Source organism: Acetobacter sp. DmW_136 (assembly GCF_008690365.1).
In the GTDB taxonomy this organism is placed as follows: Bacteria; Pseudomonadota; Alphaproteobacteria; order Acetobacterales; family Acetobacteraceae; genus Acetobacter; species Acetobacter oryzifermentans.
The window spans coordinates 1-17539 of record NZ_VHON01000034.1; the positions used below are offsets into that span (position 1 = coordinate 1).

Consider the following 17539-nt stretch of genomic DNA (forward strand, 5'->3'; position numbering starts at 1 on the left):
TATTGACCATAACACTCAGGCCGCCCAATATGCCGAGGCAGGGCTCTCCGCTCCGCACATCGTCGGAACAGCTCTAAGCGCATTGGGCATCGGTGACATGCTTGAAGCGATCTTGCCAAACCGCGCAACCGGGACAAAATCTTAAGCCATGAAACGCTTTTCCATTCGTGCAGGCCTTGTGTTTGGTATGACCATGGCCCTCCTTCCGGTTGCTGGCGCTGGCATTTCCGCTCCGGCAGCTTTTGCCCAGTCTGCTCCGGCAAGTGCCGTAAGCGCGCCCATCCAGTCGCTGTACAAAGCGCTGGATCAGGTTCAGAACGCGCACAGCAGCTTTGCTGACCGCAGCCAGATAGTTGCTGGCGCTGTGGATCAGGCTTACGATCTTGAAGCCGTGCTCAAGGCCTCTGTTGGCCTGCGCTATGAGAGCCTGAGCCCGAGCGACAAGCAGAACCTGCTGGCAGCGTTCCGCAACTTTACCATTGCGCGCTATGTCTCCAGCTTTAAGCCCGGTTCTGGTGCCCGCTTCACCGTTTCTCCGTCTGTTACGGATGCCCCTGCTGGCGGCGGCAAAATTGTGGAAACCCATATCGGGTCTGATGACAGCATGCCCGGTACGGCTGTGAGCTACATCATGCACAACGAAGGTGGTGCATGGAAAATTACCGATGTGCTGCTCAGCGATTCCCGCATCAGCCAGGCGGCTGCCCAGCGGTCTGACTTCAGCTCCACGCTGAACTCTGGCGGTGTGCAGGGTCTGATTAATGTGCTGAACCGCAAGGTTCAGAACTACTCCAAAGATTAAGCAGAAGCGAGAAGCAACATCGTGCGCCGCAGCAGAAAGAAAACAGCGCCCCGACGGGGCCATAAAACGGTTGAGGTATAATGTCCGCCTTTCCGTTTCTAGCTGCGGCCAGCGCGGTGCTGGCTGTGACCGGCTGCGTGCAATCTTCTTTGGGGGCGGGCCTTCTGGCCCGTTTCCGCCGCAAGGAGCACAAGCCGGTTGTTCTTAAAAACAGCCCGCCGGTTACAGTTTTAAAGCCTCTTTATGGCTCTGAACCCCTGCTGGAAGAAGCGTTAGAAAGCTTTTGTACGCAGGATTACCCGCAAGTTCAGATTCTGTTTGGTGTGCGGGATGCAGATGATCCGGCCATAGCCATTGTGCGCCGCCTGCAAGAACGCCACCCGGAACTGGATATGGATCTGGTGGTTAACCCCGTGCTGCACGGGCTAAACCGCAAGATCAGCAACCTGATGAATATCCTGCCACAGGCCAAGCACGATATTCTGGTTATTTCCGATTCTGATATTCATGTCAGCCCGGATTATCTTCAACATATTGTGGCCGGGCTGAGCAAACCCAACACAGGGTTGGTTACAACCCTATACGCGGGGCTACCAGCACGGCGCACCGTGGTGCAGATGCTGGCCGCTTGCCAGATCAACCACAACTTTCTGCCCGGCGTGATTCTTTCCCGCTATTTGGGGCGGCAGGATTGTCTGGGCGCCACCATGGCCCTGCGGCGTGAAACGCTGGAACAGGTGGGTGGGTTGGAAGCCCTGTTGCCGCATGTGGCGGATGATGCCCTGCTGGGCCGCCTTGTACGCCAGTTAGGCATGGATATTACCATTGCCGACTGCCTAACATGGACCACCATTGCCGAATCCAATTTTACAGAATTGTTAAAGCACGAGTTAAGATGGGGCCGCACAGTCTGCACGCTTGCACCGGCGGGCTATGCGGCTTCTTCAATCCAGCTTCCACTGTTCTGGGCTACGTTGGTGGTTCTGTTCCAGCCCCACGCAGCGTGGACACTCCCTTTTTTCTGGGGTGTATGGGGCTTTCGCTGCCTTACCGCGTTAGTAATAGACCGCACTGTAGGGTCTCGCCCGCTTTGGCCACTTCTGCTTTTGCCTGTGCGGGACTGGCTTTCCGCCGCCATTATGGTGGGCAGCGCCAGCGGCACAGAAGTGCATTGGCGGGGGCAGACCATGCATGTGGCCCCTCACCCGGTTGGGCCTCCTTCATCTGGTGGTCTTTCCGCCAGACAGTAAACCCCGGTGCACGCAACACTTGCCTTCTGCTAACAGCCCAGAGTAAATCCCTCAGCTAAATGACCATGGAAGCCTTGCAGACCGCTTTTTTGCCGGCTCCAACCGCTTCACGCCCTTGTCAGGATAAAAACCGATGACGATGAGAACACTTTTCCTGCAGCCCCCGACTTTTGACGGTTTTGATGGTGGCGCAGGCTCGCGCTATCAGGCGCGGCGCGAAATCAAGTCCTTCTGGTATCCGACATGGCTGGCCCAGCCCGCAGCAATGGTTGAAGGCAGCCGCCTGATTGATGCCCCGCCAGCAGGTATCGGCATGGAACCGATTCTGGAAGATGTAAAAAACCGCGATCTGGTTATCCTGCACACCTCCACCCCATCCTTCGCAAAGGATGTGGAAGTGGCGCAGATGCTTAAAGACGTAAACCCCAACCTGAAAATCGGGATGGTGGGTGCAAAGGTTGCTGTTCAGCCAGAAGAAAGCCTGCTGAAAGGCGCGCCAATTGATTTTGTGGCCCGCAATGAATTTGATTACACAATCAAGGAAATTGCCGAAGGCCGTGACTTCAAGGATGTAGATGGCATTACATGGCGCAACAAGGATGGCGAAATTATTGCCAACCGTGACCGCGCCATGATTGAAGACATGGACAGCCTGCCCTTCGTTACCGAAGTGTACAAACGGGATCTGCGTATTGAGGACTACTTTATTGGGTACCTCATGCACCCCTACATTTCCATCTACACGGGCCGTGGCTGTAAATCCCGTTGCACGTTCTGCCTGTGGCCGCAAACAGTGGGGGGCCATCGCTACCGCACACGCAGTCCGCAGCACGTTGCGGCTGAAATTCGTCTGGCCAAGCAGTACTTCCCGCAGGTGAAAGAGTTCTTCTTTGATGATGACACCTTCACCGATGACCTGCCACGTGCAGAAGCCATTGCGCGTGAGCTGGGCAAGCTGGGTGTTACATGGTCTTGTAACGCAAAAGCCAATGTGCCGCGCGAAACACTGAAAGTGCTGCGTGATAACGGCCTGCGCCTGCTTCTGGTTGGGTATGAAAGCGGCAACCAGCAGATCCTTCATAACATCAAGAAGGGTATGCGCGTTGAAGTGGCGCGTGAGTTCACCAAAAACTGCCACGAACTTGGTATTAAAATCCACGGCACCTTCATTCTGGGCCTGCCGGGTGAAACCAAGGAAACCATTCAGGAAACCATCCGCTTCGCGCAGGAAATCAACCCGCACACGTTGCAGGTTTCCCTTGCTGCGCCATATCCGGGCACAGCCCTGCACAAGCAGGCCACGGAAAACGGCTGGCTGGATGAAAACAACGCAGAGCTGCTGGATGATAAGGGCGTGCAGATTGCACCGCTGCATTACCCGCACCTGTCTCACACAGAAATCTTCAGCAGCGTGGAAGACTTCTACAAGAAGTTCTATTTCCGTGCGCCCAAGATTGCCTCCATTCTGGGTGAAATGGTGCGGTCTCCGCAGATGATGAAGCGCCGCCTGCGTGAAGGTGTGGAATTCTTCCAGTTCCTTAAGAACCGTAAGGACGCTGCGTAACCCACGCATGCCACATGGGCGGGGGCAAAATGTCTCCGCCCATGACATGTGCCCCCTGCCGGTGCTAGATACAGCCGGAGCAAGATCAGGGGTTCTGTTATGAAACGCGCCATTATCTCTGCCGATGATTTCGGCATGTCGGTTGAAGTGAATGAGGCAATTGAAATTGCCCATCGCAATGGCCTGCTTTCAACAGCCAGCCTCATGGTTGCGGGTGAGGCTGTAGATGATGCCATAGAACGGGCCAAACGCCTGCCTACCCTAAATGTTGGCCTGCACCTTGTGGTGATAGAAGGCCCGGCTGTGCTGCCCCATACCAGCCTGCCGCTGATTACTCAGCCAGATGGATGGTTTTCATCCTCTCAATTTGGCTTGGGGGTGGATTACTTTTTCCGCCCGGAAGGACGCCGAGAACTGGAAGCCGAAATTACCGCCCAGTTTGAAGCCTTCCGCCGCACCGGCCTGCGGCTAGACCATGCCAACGCCCACAAACACATGCACCTGCACCCCACGGTTGGGCACCTGCTTATAACCATTGGCAAACGCTATGGGCTAAATGCCGTGCGCGTGCCGCTAGAACCGCCCGAACCCCTTTACGCCGCTGGCACCTATACAGATACGCTGGGTGATGCTGCCCTCCGCCGGTGGACAAGCCTTTTGCGCCATCAAGCCCATGCCGCTGGCATGAAAACAAATGACTGGTGCTTTGGGCTGGCATGGAGCGGCCACATGACAACAGACCGCGTGGCCGCACTGGCTGCACATCTGCCCGAAGGTGTTTCTGAAATCTACTTCCACCCCGCCACACATAAAAACGCTTTGCTGCAAAGGCTGATGCCAACTTATGAGCAGGAAGCCGAATTCAAAGCTTTGTGTTCTCCGGGCTTTCGGGCCGGGCTGGAACATGCCCATGCGCAGCTATGTGGCTGGCAGGATTTAAAGATGCCGCAGGACAATGTGCCACCTGTTGCAAAATTACCGTTATAACAAAAAATACATTCCGATATTGGCTTTTATTTCATTATTATCCTATTTTAGGAAATATTATTACAAATCCTGACTTGACCACACAGATTGCTTCTGTTTGTGATGAGGGGCCAACAACCAAAAACAACAATAATGGTTTGTCCCATGTCTTGCATCTTAAGCCCTCGCGCTTTGCGTTCATCCGCTGCCTTTGCGCTAAAAGGTGAATTGTCCGGCTATCTGCGCTGGCTCACCATGCTGCCTTAAACAGACAGGCTGGCTCTACGGAGCTTTTTCCTTACCAGCATTGTGGTCAACATTTCCGACACTCATGATTTTGCGGGAAGCGGAATGACTTTTTTAAAAACATGCCGCTATAAAGCGGAGCATGATATGCCCGGGCGTGCATCTCCTACCGCCCTTTCTGTGCTGCTTGCAGGCTGCGCGGCTGTTGTATTGCCTGTTGGCACACACAATGCGGCACAGGCGCAAAGCACCGCCACATCTCCGCTTACGGCCCAAACAGCCGTAGCACCTGTATCCGATGCCATTATTACGCCGGGAAACAACAAGGTGCACGCCGCCCCGGCAAAGGCAGCACGCCCGCTGGATGCAGAATCCCTCGGCCCGGATCTCAACGCCATTCGTCGCCCCCCCAACACGCCTATTCCGCCCAGCGGTGTGCCTGTTCTGCCGTTTCCCGGTATGGCCACCATGAGCGTGCAGCCTGTAGGGCCATCGGGAGATGCCTCGGCTTTTCATAAGGTGGAACTGGATTCCATCCTGCCCACAGAAGGCCCATCCCGCATGTTGCCCCCCAATCTGGATGCACTGCGGGATACGGATCTGAACGATCCGTACTACGTGCCCACGGCGGGATCTGGCGCGCTTATTCCGCAGCTTTCCCCTTTCCGGAACCGGCTGCGTGAAAAAGGCTTTACCTTTTCCTTTACTTATAAAGGGGAAGCCAATGGCCTGTTTGCCGGGGGCCGCCCGGGTCAAAAAGGCACAAGCTATGTGCATGAGCTTACCCTTCAGACCATTTTCGATCTGGGTAAAATGAACCCCAGTCTGGGCGGGTGGTCTGTACATGCACTGGTGATGGAACGCGCCGGTAAGGCTATTCAGAGCACGCGCGTGGGCGAATCCTACGTTGGTTTGCAGGAAGTGTATTCTCTTTCCGGCAACGTGGTGGCCCACTTGGTGGATTTGTACGCTGAAAAGAAATTCCGCAACAACACGCTGGATGTCATTTTCGGGCGTATGTCACTTACCCATGTGTTTGCCACATCACCTCTGCTCTGCTCGTTCATGGTTACCTGTTCTGCGCCTGTGGCTATCAAACAAAATCCGGGCATGAGCGTGTATCCAAAAGCCACATGGGGGGCGCGTATCCGCTTCCGCCCCACATGGGATACGGCTATCCAGATTGGCGCATATTCTGTTGGCGCGCTCAACGAAAACCCCTCTGGCTGGGCATGGGGGGCAGAACACGCCACCGGTATTTCCTTGCCCATCGAATTTACGTGGCAGCCCTTTTTAACGCGTAACCGTCTGCCGGGGCATTATGTGCTGGGCTACGCGCATGACACCACGCGTTATGCCGATAAAATTGGTTCGGCCCTGCCAAGCGCTGTTGCCGCACAGGTGCCTGGCGCACGCTCCGCCCCGTCTGACATGTTCTGGCTGGAAGCAGACCAGATGGTGTATCGCCTTGGTGGGCGTAATATGATGGCCGGTGGCTACCTGATGGGCGGCTACATCCACGTAACCCCGCGCGCCGTAAATGTGTCCGACCAGCTTTATGGCGGTATTTCCCTTGTAGGGGTTATTCCCTCCCGCATGACAGACCGTCTGGGCATGATGTTTTCATGGTACAAGGTCAGCAACCGGCGGCGGCAGAGTGAACAACTGGCGCTGGATGGCGGATACGGCCTGCCAAGCGGTGTGTACGGCGTGCAGCATTCGTCTGATGTGATTGAGGCTTATTATGGTATTGATGCCCTGCCCGGCCTGCTGGTGCAGCCAGAGTTCCAGTATATGATACACCCCGGCGAAACACATAAAATCCGCAATGCGGGCATGATGGGCCTTAAGGTTATTGCCAACCTCTAGCAGGTTTTGTCCATCCATATGCAGTCTGCCCTAGTCAGGGCGGGCTGCCTCTGCTAGTCAGCCTGTCGAACGTTCAACCTACGCGACTGGCCTGCTGCATACCGGCATGACTGATACGCCCGAAAAAACATCTTCCGGCCCCCGCCTTTCCTCTAAAGCGGAAGCTGCCCGCGCCGAGCGCATGGCCCGGCAGGCTGCGGCGCTGCGTGCAAACTTGCGCCGCCGCAAGGAACAGGCACGCACCCGGCAGGACACAACAGATTCTGCCACCCCCACCAGTTCTGAACCCGGCGCACAAAACCGCCACCCTACCGGAGAAGATAAGACATGCCCGTGATGCCAGACACATGGATCCGCCAGATGGCACAGGACCACGGCATGATTGAACCGTTTGTGGAAAACCAGAAGCGCGAAGGCGTTATTTCCTACGGTCTTTCCTCCTACGGGTATGATGCCCGCGTGGCTGATGATTTCCGTATTTTTACGGATGTAAACAACGCCATTGTAGACCCCAAAAACTTCAGCCCGGATGGCTTTGTTTCCCGCCGGGCCGATGTGTGCATTATTCCGCCCAACAGCTTTGTGCTGGCCCATACGATTGAATACTTCCGTATCCCGCGTGATGTACTGGTAGTATGCTTGGGCAAATCCACCTATGCGCGCTGCGGCATTATCGTCAACGTCACCCCTTTAGAACCAGAATGGGAAGGACAGGTGACGATCGAGATCAGCAACACCACGCCGTTGCCTGCTCGCATTTATGCCAATGAAGGCATTTGCCAGTTTCTGTTCTTTAAGGGTGAAAGCCCGTGCGAAGTAAGCTACGCAGATCGGGCCGGTAAGTATATGGGCCAGCGTGGCGTTGCCACCCCGCGGATGTAAGAGAGACCATGGATCGTTTCATCATCCGGGGCGGACGCCCCCTGCACGGCGAAATTACCATTGGCGGTGCCAAAAACGCAGGCCTGAAGCTGCTGGTAGCTGGGCTGCTCACATCTGAACGGCTGGTGCTTTCCAACGTGCCGCGCATTGCCGATATTGGCACCATGCGCGCCCTGTTGCGCCAGCATGGGTTGGAAGTGGAAGACGTAAATGGAGATGGCTCCACCATTTCCGTTGGTGGTGACATTACCAATACCGAAGCGCCGTACGATATTGTTTCCAAAATGCGTGCATCCATTCTGGTACTTGGCCCACTGCTGGCCCGCTGCCATGAAGCCCGTGTTTCACTCCCCGGTGGGTGCGCCATTGGCACACGCCCTGTAGATATGCACCTAAAGGGGCTGGAAACTCTGGGTGCAGAAATTACGCTGGAAAACGGCTATATTCATGCCCGCGCCCCCAAGGGGTTGAAGGGTGAGCGCGTTATTCTGCCGTTTGCCTCTGTTGGGGCTACGGAAAATATCATGATGGCCGCCACCCTTGCCAAAGGGCGCACGGAAATTGTGAATGCCGCGCGTGAGCCGGAAATGGTGGATCTGGCCAACTGCCTGAACGCCATGGGTGCACGCATTTCTGGCGCAGGCACCGGCACCATTACCATTGATGGCGTAGAAGCCCTGCACGGTGCAAATCACCGTATTATGCCAGACCGTATTGAATGCGGCACCTATGCCTGCGCCGCCGCTATTACCGGGGGTGACCTACGCCTGATTGATGGGCATGTAGACCATCTGGGCGCTGTGGTGCGTGCGCTGGAAGAAACCGGCGTGGAAGTCACGCAGGAAGGCAATGTTATGCGCGTGCGCCGCACTGGCGCGCTACGTGGCATTGATATTATGACAGAGCCCTACCCCGGTTTCCCTACAGATATGCAGGCCCAGTTTATGGCGCTGCTTTCTGTGGCCGAAGGGGCCTCCATGATTACGGAAACCATTTTCGAAAACCGTTTCATGCATGTGCCAGAGCTAAACCGCATGGGCGCACGCATTAACGTGCATGGGTCTTCCGCCATTATCCGCGGTGTGCACAGCCTTTCTGGCGCACCTGTTATGGCAACAGATTTGCGGGCTTCTTTCTCTCTCATTCTGGCAGGGCTTGCCGCGCATGGGGAAACCATCCTCAGCCGCGTGTATCACCTAGACCGAGGGTATGAGGCTGTGGAACGCAAACTGGCAGCCTGTGGCGCACAGATTGAGCGCGTGCGGGACTAAGCCAAAACCCAACGGGCCAAGTTTGAAAAACGGGTGGTGGCCGCAATGCCCCACCCGTTTTTCTATTCAGCCTTCGGGCGCTGTTTCCTCACTTACGGCAAAGCCTATCAGGCCGCCTATAACAGCAATAAGACCCGCATAATCTGCTATTCCAAGTGAAATGCTGCCCAACAGCAGGGCTTCCCCCACCAAGGTAAAACCCACTTCTCCCGCCTGTGTGGCATCTACGGCGGCAATCAAATACGGATCTGAAGATAGATTGCGCGCATAGATAAACAAGGGCGTGGCCAAACAGCCTGCAAACAATGCAATAAGGCCCGTGGATGTTATCTGCCCCATATCTGGCAATGGGGGGCGCACCAGCAGCAACAGGGCCGCAAAAAACGGTAGAGCGCCGAGTGTCATTAACAAAACAGCAGCTAGGGGGTCTTGCAACAATGCAGCATGTGGGCCAGCCTGATGGCGAAACCGATTAAGCAACTGGTTACCAATGGGGTAACAGAACGCCGCCACCAGCAACGGCACCACGCCAGAGGCAATTTGTGCCAACGGCACGCCAGCTTCCAACCGCCCTGCATTGAGAATAACGATACCCGCAAAAATAAGCACCAAAAACGCCACACCGCGTAAAGGCACCTTGCCGCCAAAGGCCCATAACACGATAGGCGTGGCCAAAATGGTGCTTTGCCACGTGGCGGCAACTATCCAGCCGGGGGCATGATTGGCGGCAAAGCAACAGCAGGCGTAAAAGACACCATACCCAATACCGCCCGCCACCAGCCAGAAGCGCAGCTTTTGCCAGAACAGGCGCCAGATTGCCGCCCCCCAGCGCGGGCCTTTGGCCACAAAGCCCCATGCCAACAGCAGAAAAGCGGTTTCAATATAACGGAGTGCGGCACTCCACACCCAATGCCCACCATGCAGGCTGATAGACCGATTAAGCACAAAGGTGACAGAAAACAGGGCCGAGGCAATTAACCCCAACCCAATAAGCCGGGGAGCCCCCGCACCACCATGCCGCATATCTGCACCATCCAAAATAGGCGCTACCGCTGTGTTGTTATCCGCCATATCTGCGCCACCTGTTTTATAACCACAGCCTTTTTCAACCATAGGCAGGCCAGAACCTGCCCTTACATTCTGTGCGATGTGTTAACGAATAATACAAGAGCGCAATGCTTGGGCTGCACATACAAAAAAGCCGGAGCAGGCTGATACCCGCTCCGGCTTTTTTAAAAACGCTGTTTTTCAGGTAGGCGGGATTAGTCTTCCCACCACACGGAAAGCGTGCGCACGCCCTGCGCACCACGCACCAGAACACCCTGAATATCAGCCGTGGCGGAAGGCCCGCTCATCAGCACGCCGTAATTGGCGGTGTGGAATTCTGGGCGATCTATATAAGCGGTGTGCATGTTTGCGGTTAGATTTTTGGGGGAAAGAATAACCACAATATGCTGTGTCAGATGCGCGGCGGAGTTTAGGCTGTTCAGCTGCGCTTCGCTCAAATAGATGGAGCCCATTTCGGCAATACCGAAAGGTGAGCGCACAACCAGCACATCCACCGAGGCCGCCTGCTGTGGGGAATCCAGATCTTCAATCCGGATTGTGCCTTCAAAATCCGGCACAGCAGAGCAGATAACCTTGGAATCCGGAAAGGTGCGGGCAATAGCTGTTGCCAGCGTATCGTTTTCCTGCCGTTCCAGAACCTGGCCGCCAATAATTTGCAGGCTGTTTTCAAAACGCGCCTTGCCTGCATCCATATCACCCAGCTTGGCAACGGGGGGGAGGGGATGGGCGGTGGGGTCTGGGCGGTTATCCCGCAAACGGGCTAGAATGGCATCACGCGAGCTCATGCTTTTTCCCTTTCCTTCTGTATGTTCAGGCGGTTTTTCTTGTACCAACTGTTGAAGGTGGTTTTTACGGGGTGCGGCAGTTCACGGTGCTTGCCCCACGGGTTCAGCCAGTTATACAGCACAAAGCGCGGCATGGTGCTAAGGGCCACCTCCGTACCGTTAATGGCGGCACGGTATAGCTTGGGCTGACCCATAAGCTTGCCCGCCATGTGCATGATCTCACGTTTTACAAACGGCAGTTCATGATGTTCGGCCAGCACGCGCCGCCATTTATAAAGCTGCTCGTGAATATTGATCTTAACCGGGCAAACATTGGTGCAGCTTCCGTTCATGGTGGAAGCAAACGGCAGCGTGCTGTATTTACGCTCGTTAAAGGTCGGATCAATAATTGCGCCAATCGGGCCAGAATACACAGCGCCGTAAGACAGCCCACCGGAGCGACGATACACCGGGCAGGTGTTCATACACGCACCGCAGCGAATACACTTAAGCGATGTCCAGAAATCCTGCATGCCAAGGCGGTGTGAACGGCCATTATCCACCAACACCACATGCATTTCGCTCCCCTTTTGCGGGCCACGGAAATGCGTGGTGTACTGCGTGATAGGAGAGCCCAACGCACTGCGGGAAAGCAGGCGGATAAACACCCCCATATCCGCCATACGCGGCACAAGGCGTTCGATCCCGATAGTGGCAATATGCAGCCCCGGCACGGTAGCGCTTAGATCTGCATTGCCTTCATTGGTGCAAACAACAAAGGAGCCCGTTTCCGCCACAACAAAGTTGCCGCCTGTCATCCCCGCATCAGCAGACAGAATAACCGGACGCGCGGCCAAACGCTGCTGCCATGCCAAAGACTGCGCGCTATTGTCGTTTGGATCTGTGTGATAGTGCTCGGCAAAAATCTTGGCCACGTCTGGTATCAGCTTATGCACGGCTGGCACCACAATGTGGCTGGGCATCTGGTTATCCAACTGCTGGATACGTTCACCAAGGTCTGTCTCGGTAACTGTAACGCCGCGTGGTTCCAGATATTCGCGCATCTGGCATTCTTCGGTCACCATCGACTTACTTTTGATAAGTGATTTGGCGCCGTGTTTTTCCAGAATTTCGCCAACAATGCGGTTGTGTTCCGCGCCATCGGCTGCCCAATGAACGTGAATACCGTTCTTTTTGGCGTTGGCTTCAAACTGCTCCAGATATTCGGGCAGATTGGCCAGCGTGTGTTCTTTTATCTGGGAGGCACGGGTGCGCAGTTCCTGCCATTCTGGCAGAATGTGCATCTGCTCATCACGCTTCTGGCGCAGGTCCCACAAGCGTTCATCATGAAAACTTTCATGCGCAACGTCTTCAATGAACTTTTCAGCCGCTAGAGCGTGATTGACTGGTTTAACCTTCATTCCCGTGCTCCATTCAGAATTTCAGCAATATGAATGAAGCGGATGGGAACCCCAGCCCGTTCCGCACACCCTTGCTGGTGCATCATGCAGGACGTATCGGCAGAAACAATGTATTCCGCCCCGGCTTTATGATGATCTGTTACCTTATCCACCCCCATTTTGGCGGAAACGGCTTCTTCCGTAACCGAGAAGGTGCCACCAAAACCGCAGCATTCATCTGGCCGTTTGGGATGCGCAAAGGAAATGCCTTTCACTTTGGAAAGCAGATCCATCGGTTTGGAAAAGAACGGCTCACCCAGTTCAGACATGCTGGCCGTGCGCAGGGCGCGCAGGGTGCCGCAGCTATTATGCAGGCCCACCTTATGCGGAAATTCCGCCCACGGGAAATTGTCTACCTTCAGCACATCGTGCAGAAATTCCACCAGTTCAAAGGTGTTTTCACGCACATGCCGCACTTCATCCGTTTGCGGAATGGCATCAAAGTTGTCCCGCACATGGTGGGTACAACTGCCAGACGGCATAACAATGGCATCGTATTTGGCAAAGAGTTTGACAAACAGTGCCTCAGCAGAGGCAGCATCCCGGTTACAGCCTGAATTGGCCATTGGCTGGCCACAGCAGGTTTGTTCCATGGGGTATTCTACATCCTGGTCCAGCTTTTCCAGCAGTTGCAGCGTGGCAATCCCTGCGTTTGGATAAAACGCATCTATATAACAAGGAATAAACAACCCGATTTTCATACGCACCCCCGGTTTTTGCAGCCTGACACTCTCAGCCCGCTGCAATCATAATTTCAACAAGCGCGGGGCCATCGGTCGCTAATGCTGCTTCCAGCGTAGGCGCAATATCCGCCGCCCGTGTTACTCTGCTGGAAGGCACCCCCATGGACCGGGCCAGAGCCTGATAGTCTATTTTTGGATCAACAATATCCATGGCGGGATATGTACCTTCCTGCGCAGAGATATAGTTGTTTTGCTGCCGCATGAAGTTCTTGAGCACATTGTACTCGCAATTGTTCATCACAACAAAAGTAACGGGCAGCTTTTCGTGTGCGGCTGTCCACAAGGCCTGTGGGGAATACAGGGCTGCCCCATCCCCCACCAATGAAACAACCCTGTCCCGCCCAAGGCCAAGTGAGGCCCCAACAGCCGCAGGCATGCCCCAACCCAGTGCTCCACCACGCAGGAAGGAATACTGGGCAGACCATGCACTTTCTAAAAACAACCGCACATCGGATGAAGTGGCAATGGCCTCATCCACAATGGCAATATCCGGGCCAATGGCGCGCACCGTCTCCCACGCGGCAACGCGAGGGGAAATAACGGCATCTACCGGATGGGCCAGCACCTCTGCCACGGCCTGCGCACGCTGCGCGCGGCGGGCTTCTGCCACCTTCTGGCCCGATGCCGCATAGGCAGCACGCTGCGGGGCTGCCGCCTGCTGCAACATAGGCAACAACGCCTGCAAGGATGCACGAATATCCCCCACCACGGAAAGCGGTGTCCAAAACGTGCGTCCCAGATCTCGCACATCGGAAGACATCTGATACACCGCACAGGATGGCGGCAGGGCCGGGCCTTCTGTGTACAGAATGGTGATAAGGGATTTGCCACCCAATGCGAAAATGGCATCGTATCCGCTTAGCTTTTCTGCAATGCCCGTGGCTTGTGTGGGCAGATTACCGCACCACAACGGATGCGCCGTGGCAAACGGAATGCGTGATGGCCATGAAGAACCATAAACCGGCGCACCCAAACACTCTGCCACAGCGGCCACTTCTGCTGCGGCATCCGAGGCATAGACCTCATCCCCCGCAATAATGGCCACCTTGCCGGGGCGCAGGGATGTAAGGGCACGCGCCAGTTCTGGCAGCCCCCCCGCTACGGCCTGACGGTTGATATTGGAAGGTTCACCAATATCAACACTGCTCATTTCTTCCATCACATCCATGGGGAGTGACAAAAAAACCGGCCCTGTAGGGGCTGCTGTGGAATCATGAAAAGCACGGCGCAGTAAAACAGGAAGTTGATCTGCATGGGCCACTTCCTGCGCCCATTTTACGGCGGGGCGGGCAATCTGCACCAGATCACCAAATAAAAGTGGATCAGAAATAGTGTGGCGGGAATCCTGCTGCCCGGCAGTAACCACTAATGGGGTTTGAGAAACACTGGCATTAAGCAGATTGCCCATGCCATGGCCCAACCCACCTGCTGTGTGCAGGTTTAAAAAAGCCGGTTTACGGGCAGCCTGCGCGTACCCATCGGCCATAGCCACCACGCTGGCTTCCTGAAGGCCCAGAACGTAATGCACGTTGGGCACTTCTAACAGAGCATCTATAAGCGGCAGTTCCGTGGTGCCGGGGTTGCCGAATATGTATTCAACCCCTTCACTTCGCAGCACTTCCAGCAAAACCGCTGCACCACGCCGGGTTTTGCCGCCTGCCATTTCTACAGATGTTACTGCCATTACCCCTGCCCCCTATTCTGCCGTTTTGGCAACTGTGCCACAGCCTGCGCATTGGCACACGCGCCTTTGCCCAACTGTATATACACTTTGCACGGCTGAAAGGATTTGTTCATGCCCCTACTCTGAATAGACTGGCAGAAATATGCAGGGGAATTCACAATCAGGCAGACTGTTAACATCTGCATTGCTGGCCCGGATTTCTGTCATGCTGCGCTGCCCTTTCTGGCAGCCTGAACTGCTACGCCGCTTGTTATAACAAAATATGGCATTTTGCAAAACAGGCGGCGCGCACATCAGCAGAAAAATCTGGCCTGCGTTTTTTGCGCAGCTTTACGCTGCGGCACTCGTTTCACCCAACTGAGCCAGTGGCTGCATGAGCAAATGGTTGTGGGAATAATCTACCGGCACAGCAATAACCACCGGGCCTTCTACATCCATAGCCGTGCGCAGGGCCTGACGCACTTCGTCTTCCGTGGTGGCGTTAATGCCCGTTGCGCCACAGGATTCTGCATATTTTGCAAAATCAATGGGGCCAAAGTTCACGCCGGAACCACGGCCATATTTCTTCTGCTCCTGCATTTCCACCATGTTATAGGCTTCATCAATCCAAACCATGTGGATCAGGTTGCACTTCAGGCGCACAGCCGTTTCCAGCTCCATGCTGGACATCATGAAGCCACCATCACCAGAAATGGACAGCACTTTCTGCGCCGGGTTCAGCAGGCTTGCGGCAATACCCCACGGCAGGCCCACACCCATTGTTTGCTGACCATTGCTAATAAGCACCTGGCGCGCCCGGAAGGACAGCAGATAACGTGCCAGCCAGATATGGAAGGTGCCCATATCCAGGCACAGTGTCATATCCGGGGTTACAAACTGTTCCAGCTCACGCACGATCTGGAGCGGGTGCACGGCATTGTTGCTGGTGCTGCGGGCTTCCAGCAGCGCGGTGGTACGGGCTTTTTTGTAGCCTTCCAGAACAGTTTCCAGTTCTGGCGCACGGGTTAGCTTGCCTGCATCTTTTGCCAGTACTGTGAGTGTTGGCGCAATTTCACCAATCAGCTCAATAGCTGGAACGTAGGCGTTATCCAGTTCCGCGGGAACGATATCTACGTTAATGATCTTGCGGTCATCATTCACGTTCCACAGCCACGGATCGTATTCTACCGGGTTGTAGCCAATAGCCACAACCACATCGGCTTCGTGCAGAAGCTGGTCACCATGCTGGTTGCGGAACAAGCCAACGCGGCCACCAAAACGATCCACCAGATCTTCAGAAACCGCACCCGCAGCCTGATAGGTGCCCACAACCGGCACGCCTGTTGCTTTTACAAAAGCGCGCACGCCATCTGCCACATCTGGGCGGCTGGCCAGCATGCCCAACAGAACCACAGGACGCTTGGCGTTTTTCAGCATGGTTGCGGCTTCTGCAATCACATCAGCCGGGGCACCGCCAACGCGCGGCAGCGGACGGCCAGCCAGAACCGGCGCCTGTGCAGGCATGGACAGCACATCCATAGGCGTGCTGACAAAAGCTGCACCGGGGCGGCCACCTTCTGCAAAGCGGAAAGCATTGGCCATCACTTCAGAAATCGCAACCGGGGTTGTCAGCTCTACACTGTATTTGGTGATGGGCTTAAACAGGTTGACCGTATCCATGGTCTGGTGCGTCAGCTTCAGACGGTCTGCCAGTTTTACGGCGCCACCAATAGCCAGCACCGGGTCGCCTTCTGAATTGGCGGTGGCAAGGCCGGTTACAAAGTTGGAAGCACCGGGGCCGGATGTGGCAATGCACACGCCTGCCTTACCTGTCAGACGGCCAAGGCCACCTGCAATAAAAGCTGCGTTTTGTTCATGCCGCGTGACAACGGTGGTGATGGAGGAATCCACCAGCGCATCAAACAGACGATCCACCTTAGCACCCGGAATACCGAACACGTGCTTAACGCCATGGGCTTCCAGATTTTTGACAATAAGCTCCGCACCGCACTGAGCGGCGTTGTCTGCCGGATTGGTCATTTGAGTTCTGTCCTGCAAAAACTGGGCTGTCAGAAAGCTGTTTTCAGCAGCCCCGTTAAAAATATTCAGCGAATGGAGGCTCAGCCGCCTTCAGCAATACGGATCGCTTCGCTCAGGCTTTCGGGGTTCAGATCCGCCTTGGCAAACTGTTCCGTACGGGGCAACTGAATTTCCAGATCGGAAATGGAGGCCACTTCAAGCTGACCGCGCACAAGGCGATATTCTGTAACGTGCCCGCCACGTTTGCTATCTTCAGAAAGGAAGTGCAAGTGGTAGCCCGCAACATTCACACCCTGCATGTAAACCGGGGTGCGGAAGCCAATCATGGTGCCCATAACGTTTTCCATGGTGCAAGTGGGCTGCTTTTTCACCACTTCCAACATATGCGGATACGGCTTGCACTGGCAGAACACCGTGCGGGTATCAACGCGCTGGAATTCACCCGTAAAGCGAATAGCGCCAAACAGGTTGGGGTTACCCAGCAGGCTATCCACCAGCTCTTCAAACGTTTCCTTGGTTTTGGGGGAATCGATAGTAACTTTTTTTTCCGGTTCAAAATAAGTTACACATGCAAAAGGCGTTTTAAGAGAACCGGGCACTTCTGCGGCCAAACCTTCTGCACGAAACTGGCGCACAACGCCGTCCGTCACAATCATTTCGCCATCTAGTGCGTTAAAGGTGCCAAGGCCGAAGTTACCGTGCTGGAGCAGCTCATCCAGCGTGGTTTCACCATCGTACACCGCATCCAGCAGGGCTGCCATGGTAGAGGTCTGGTACAAACGGTTTGTAACAGGCTTTTTCAGCACGCCGTTACCAAGGGCAGAAGAGCGGACATCCATGTCCATCACCGACTGTTTTTTCATGCTGCATACTCCCACAAACGCATGGTGGTTTAAGTTCGTTTCGCACGCACGTTATAACAGTGGCAGCCAGTCTTCCAATATATATTGA

General features: G+C 55.1%; 15 protein-coding genes. 8 read left to right on the plus strand and 7 right to left on the minus strand.

Annotation, left to right across the window (positions count from 1 at the left end; translation table 11 throughout):
* Positions 1-148 precede the first annotated feature (148 nt).
* From FKW31_RS11385 to murA, 8 genes are all read left to right on the plus strand, one after another.
* Positions 149-802 carry an ABC transporter substrate-binding protein gene (locus FKW31_RS11385; protein ID WP_063353530.1) on the plus strand — a complete coding sequence of 218 codons (654 nt, stop codon included), beginning with the start codon at positions 149-151 and terminating at the stop codon, positions 800-802.
* Positions 803-882: 80 nt separating this feature from the next.
* Positions 883-2052, plus strand: coding sequence for a bacteriohopanetetrol glucosamine biosynthesis glycosyltransferase HpnI (hpnI, locus tag FKW31_RS11390; protein ID WP_006116948.1), 1170 nt, complete (start codon positions 883-885; stop codon positions 2050-2052).
* Between the two features lie 133 nt (positions 2053-2185).
* Positions 2186-3616, plus strand: a complete 1431-nt coding sequence (gene hpnJ / locus FKW31_RS11395; protein WP_006116947.1) for a hopanoid biosynthesis associated radical SAM protein HpnJ — start codon at positions 2186-2188, stop codon at positions 3614-3616.
* A gap of 99 nt (positions 3617-3715) precedes the next feature.
* On the plus strand, positions 3716-4603 hold the full coding sequence (gene hpnK, locus FKW31_RS11400; RefSeq protein ID WP_035352559.1) for a hopanoid biosynthesis-associated protein HpnK: 888 nt from the start codon (positions 3716-3718) through the stop codon (positions 4601-4603).
* Between the two features lie 288 nt (positions 4604-4891).
* Positions 4892-6697, plus strand: a complete 1806-nt coding sequence (locus tag FKW31_RS11405; RefSeq protein WP_150178598.1) for a carbohydrate porin — start codon at positions 4892-4894, stop codon at positions 6695-6697.
* A gap of 106 nt (positions 6698-6803) precedes the next feature.
* The gene (locus tag FKW31_RS11410) at positions 6804-7034 is read left to right on the plus strand and encodes a hypothetical protein (RefSeq protein ID WP_006116944.1); all 231 of its coding nucleotides are present in this window, start codon (positions 6804-6806) and stop codon (positions 7032-7034) included.
* Entirely contained in the window at positions 7025-7579 is a 555-nt protein-coding gene (gene dcd / locus FKW31_RS11415; protein ID WP_012812446.1) for a dCTP deaminase, read from the plus strand. The genes FKW31_RS11410 and dcd overlap by 10 nt, the downstream gene beginning before the upstream one ends.
* Before the next feature lie 8 nt (positions 7580-7587).
* On the plus strand, positions 7588-8850 hold the full coding sequence (gene murA / locus FKW31_RS11420) for a UDP-N-acetylglucosamine 1-carboxyvinyltransferase (protein ID WP_006116941.1): 1263 nt from the start codon (positions 7588-7590) through the stop codon (positions 8848-8850).
* 66 nt (positions 8851-8916) lie between these two features.
* On the opposite strand, the gene FKW31_RS11425 is transcribed toward murA, so the two are convergent.
* From FKW31_RS11425 to budA, 7 genes are all read right to left on the minus strand, one after another.
* A complete protein-coding gene (locus FKW31_RS11425) occupies positions 8917-9921 on the minus strand; it encodes a multidrug resistance efflux transporter family protein (protein WP_150178604.1) in 1005 nt (334 codons plus the stop codon).
* A gap of 191 nt (positions 9922-10112) precedes the next feature.
* Positions 10113-10703 carry an LUD domain-containing protein gene (locus tag FKW31_RS11430; RefSeq protein ID WP_035352556.1) on the minus strand — a complete coding sequence of 197 codons (591 nt, stop codon included), beginning with the start codon at positions 10701-10703 and terminating at the stop codon, positions 10113-10115.
* Positions 10700-12103, minus strand: a complete 1404-nt coding sequence (locus FKW31_RS11435; RefSeq protein ID WP_063353527.1) for a lactate utilization protein B — start codon at positions 12101-12103, stop codon at positions 10700-10702. Before FKW31_RS11435 ends, FKW31_RS11430 begins: the two co-directional genes overlap by 4 nt.
* The gene (locus FKW31_RS11440; protein WP_035352553.1) at positions 12100-12843 is read right to left on the minus strand and encodes a (Fe-S)-binding protein; all 744 of its coding nucleotides are present in this window, start codon (positions 12841-12843) and stop codon (positions 12100-12102) included. The genes FKW31_RS11435 and FKW31_RS11440 overlap by 4 nt, the downstream gene beginning before the upstream one ends.
* Positions 12844-12874: 31 nt before the next feature.
* Complete coding sequence (locus tag FKW31_RS11445) at positions 12875-14569, minus strand: thiamine pyrophosphate-dependent enzyme (RefSeq protein ID WP_006116937.1); 1695 nt, start codon at positions 14567-14569, stop codon at positions 12875-12877.
* A gap of 330 nt (positions 14570-14899) precedes the next feature.
* On the minus strand, positions 14900-16588 hold the full coding sequence (alsS, locus tag FKW31_RS11455; RefSeq protein ID WP_035352550.1) for an acetolactate synthase AlsS: 1689 nt from the start codon (positions 16586-16588) through the stop codon (positions 14900-14902).
* Between the two features lie 80 nt (positions 16589-16668).
* A complete protein-coding gene (gene budA / locus FKW31_RS11460) occupies positions 16669-17451 on the minus strand; it encodes an acetolactate decarboxylase (RefSeq protein WP_035352548.1) in 783 nt (260 codons plus the stop codon).
* Positions 17452-17539 lie beyond the last annotated feature (88 nt).

What these genes read in the sequence shown, in the direction of transcription:
- FKW31_RS11385 (WP_063353530.1), top strand. Translation starts at nt 149, where the DNA reads ATGAAACGCTTTTCCATTCGTGCAGGCCTTGTGTTTGGTATGACCATG.
- hpnI (WP_006116948.1), top strand. Translation starts at nt 883, where the DNA reads ATGTCCGCCTTTCCGTTTCTAGCTGCGGCCAGCGCGGTGCTGGCTGTG.
- hpnJ (WP_006116947.1), top strand. Translation starts at nt 2,186, where the DNA reads ATGACGATGAGAACACTTTTCCTGCAGCCCCCGACTTTTGACGGTTTT.
- hpnK (WP_035352559.1), top strand. Translation starts at nt 3,716, where the DNA reads ATGAAACGCGCCATTATCTCTGCCGATGATTTCGGCATGTCGGTTGAA.
- FKW31_RS11410 (WP_006116944.1), top strand. Translation starts at nt 6,804, where the DNA reads ATGACTGATACGCCCGAAAAAACATCTTCCGGCCCCCGCCTTTCCTCT.
- dcd (WP_012812446.1), top strand. Translation starts at nt 7,025, where the DNA reads ATGCCCGTGATGCCAGACACATGGATCCGCCAGATGGCACAGGACCAC.
- murA (WP_006116941.1), top strand. Translation starts at nt 7,588, where the DNA reads ATGGATCGTTTCATCATCCGGGGCGGACGCCCCCTGCACGGCGAAATT.
- FKW31_RS11425 (WP_150178604.1), bottom strand. Translation starts at nt 9,921, where the DNA reads ATGGCGGATAACAACACAGCGGTAGCGCCTATTTTGGATGGTGCAGAT.
- FKW31_RS11430 (WP_035352556.1), bottom strand. Translation starts at nt 10,703, where the DNA reads ATGAGCTCGCGTGATGCCATTCTAGCCCGTTTGCGGGATAACCGCCCA.
- FKW31_RS11435 (WP_063353527.1), bottom strand. Translation starts at nt 12,103, where the DNA reads ATGAAGGTTAAACCAGTCAATCACGCTCTAGCGGCTGAAAAGTTCATT.
- FKW31_RS11440 (WP_035352553.1), bottom strand. Translation starts at nt 12,843, where the DNA reads ATGAAAATCGGGTTGTTTATTCCTTGTTATATAGATGCGTTTTATCCA.
- FKW31_RS11445 (WP_006116937.1), bottom strand. Translation starts at nt 14,569, where the DNA reads ATGGCAGTAACATCTGTAGAAATGGCAGGCGGCAAAACCCGGCGTGGT.
- alsS (WP_035352550.1), bottom strand. Translation starts at nt 16,588, where the DNA reads ATGACCAATCCGGCAGACAACGCCGCTCAGTGCGGTGCGGAGCTTATT.
- budA (WP_035352548.1), bottom strand. Translation starts at nt 17,451, where the DNA reads ATGAAAAAACAGTCGGTGATGGACATGGATGTCCGCTCTTCTGCCCTT.